This window comes from Vibrio sp. 1069 (assembly GCF_033340555.1).
On the sequence record NZ_JAWOWP010000372.1, the window covers coordinates 1 to 704 of the forward strand.

Here is a 704-nt window from a genome sequence, read left to right on the forward strand (position 1 = left end):
CTTCCAGTGCCTGTGGCCCAGCAAGTTCGTTATAGCTTGGCGCAGCTTTACTTAGCCGAAGGGCAATTTAAAAAGTCAGTAGCAACCATGAATGAGTGGTTCAAAATTGCAGAAACCACCGAAGAAAAGCCACAAGCGCATGCATACATCACTCTAGCAAGTGCTTATGTTCAGCTAGAAGATTACAAAAACGCGATTCCACCAGCTAAGCAAGCAATCGCTATGAGTAAAGAACCTAGTGAATCTTGGTATCAGCTACTGATGTCTGCGCACTATGAACTTAAGCAGTTCAAGAGCGTTGCGGGTGTATTGAAAATATTAACCACTAAATATCCAAAAAATAAGCGTTACTGGACTCAATTGTCTGGTATTTACATGGAGTTAAATCAAGAGCGCAATGCCCTTTCAACACTAGAAATGGCTCATAAATTGTTCCTATTAGAAGGTGAGAAATAATACCTGCGTTTAGTAAACTTCCAAGCTTATCAAGGGGTGCCTTTCCGCGCAGCGAAAACACTTCAAGCAGCCTTTGATAATGGTCATGTAGAACGCAACGCAAAAAATTTGGAAACACTTGGTTCGTTTTGGCAGCAAGCACAAGAACTTGAACAGGCTATCGACGTCTATCAGCAAGCTTACAATCTTGCTCCACAAGCAAAAACTCAAATAAAAATTGCTCGTCTAATGATTTTAGACAAGCAATA

Annotated in this window: 1 pseudogene; it reads left to right on the plus strand. The window is 41.1% G+C overall.

What is annotated here, in order from left to right:
- A pseudogene (locus R7040_RS26590) lies at positions 1–704 on the plus strand (tetratricopeptide repeat protein); the annotation flags it as partial.